Raw genomic sequence first — 1,903 nt, 5'->3', positions numbered from 1 at the left:
CTGCGGTGTCGAGCCGGCGATCGCGTTGCGCGGGACAGGCGGCGCCTCGCGCCCGGGATGCCATTCCCCCGGCAGTCGGGCAACGGGCACACCCTTGTGCGCGGCGCTCATGAATTCGCGCCAGGCAAGGGCGGGGAGCGAGCTGCCGGTGGCCTTGGTCGGGCGGGCGTCGTCATTGCCGAACCACACCCCGGTGACCAGGTTTGCGGTGTAGCCGACGAACCAGGCATCTCGCGAGTCCTGGGTCGTGCCCGTCTTGCCCGCCGCCGGCCAGCCGAAATCGGCGGCCCTGGCGGAACCGTATTCGATGGTGCCGGCCATCATCGCGTTCATCATGCCGACGACGCGGGGCGAAGCCACGCGCGGAACGCTGCCGTTCTGGTGTTCGTAAAGCAGCCGGCCGGACGTGGTGCTGACGCGGCTGACGAAATGGACCTCGGGGCGGAGTCCGCCATTGGCGAAGGGCACATAGGCCGCGGTCAGTTCCAGAGGCGTGACCTCGGAGGTGCCGAGCGCGATGGAGGCATTGGCCGAAAGCTTCGATTCGATGCCCATGCGATGGGCGACCTCGACCACGCTCCCGGGGCCGACCTCCACAGCCAGCTGGGCGGCGACGGAGTTCAGCGAGCGGGCAAGCGCCTCGGCCAGCGTGACCCGGCCGTGATACTTGCCCTTGTAGTTGTCGGGCGACCAGTTGCCGATCTTCACCGGCGCGTCGTTGCGCACGCTTTCGGGCGTGCGGCCCTGCTCCAGCGCGGCCATGTACACGAAGGGCTTGAAGGCGGAGCCTGGCTGGCGTCGCGCTTCGGAGGCGCGGTCGAACTGGCTGTTGGCGTAGTCATAGCCGCCGACCATGGCCCTGACGGCGCCCGAACCGTCGATAGAGACGAGGGCGCCCTGGCTGACGCCGAGGCTATTGCCTTTTTCCTCGATCAGCTGGCGGATGGAGCGCTCGGCCGTCTTCTGCAGACTGAGGTCGACCGTGGTGACGACCACCACGTCCTGCTCGATATTGCCGATGAGGCCGGGCAGTTCCTCCATCACACGGTCGGCGACATAGTGCTCGGAACCGGTCCAGTAGGCGGCGGCGCGCGTGGCCGGCGCACTGATGGCCGCGGCAAGCTGGCTGTCGCCGATCATGCCCTGCGCGCGCATGGCCGAGAGCACCACCTGCGCCCGTGCCTCGGCCGCCTGCGGGTCGCGCGCCGGAGAAAGCCGCGACGGCGCCTTCAGAAGCCCGGCAAGCAAGGCAGCCTCGGAGAGGGTGACATCGCGCGCGGGCTTGTTGAAGTAGCGTCTCGATGCCGCCTCGACGCCATAGGCGCCGGAGCCGAAATAGACGCGGTTCAGATACATCTCGAGGATCTGCGCCTTGGTGTGCCTGTGCTCCAGCCACAGGGCGAGCAGCACTTCCTGCACCTTGCGCTCGATGGTGCGGTCGGGCTCCAGGAACAGGTTCTTGGCCAATTGCTGGGTGATGGTGGACCCGCCCTGGGTGATCCGGCCCTCGGCGAGGTTTTCCACCATGGCGCGGGTGAGGCCGATGGGGTCCACGCCCCAATGCGAATAGAAGCGCCGGTCCTCGATGGCAATGACCGCCTGCGGGATATGGGGCGACATCTCGTGCAAGCCGACCGCCTCGCCACCCGTCATGCCGCGATTGGCGATGAGCTTGCCGTCGACGGAAACGATCTTCACATTGGGCGGCCGGTTGGGAATGCTCCAGGTCGTGGCGGCCGGCATCTTCGCACCGTAGAAGGCGGCAATCCCCACGCCGGCGATGCCGGCCCACAGCATGAGCACCAGCGACCAGTAGGCGAGGCCGCGCAGAAGGCGGAAAAAGCCCCGCCCGCCCGCGCGGCGGCGCGAGCCCTTCCGCTTCGACGTGCGTTTCCTGCGGCGC

At 68.3% G+C, this 1,903-nt stretch carries 1 protein-coding gene; it reads right to left on the bottom strand.

Translation table 11 applies throughout. The features are described 5' to 3' along the window. Positions 1 to 1,903: transglycosylase domain-containing protein (locus ACFP9U_RS24870; protein ID WP_378625548.1), on the bottom strand; the 1,903-nt coding region annotated here is incomplete at both ends.

Origin of the sequence: Nitratireductor sp. GCM10026969, from assembly GCF_042660605.1 — a bacterium.
Classification (GTDB): Bacteria; Pseudomonadota; Alphaproteobacteria; order Rhizobiales; family Rhizobiaceae; genus Chelativorans.
This window is presented reverse-complemented; position numbering and strand designations above follow the sequence as displayed.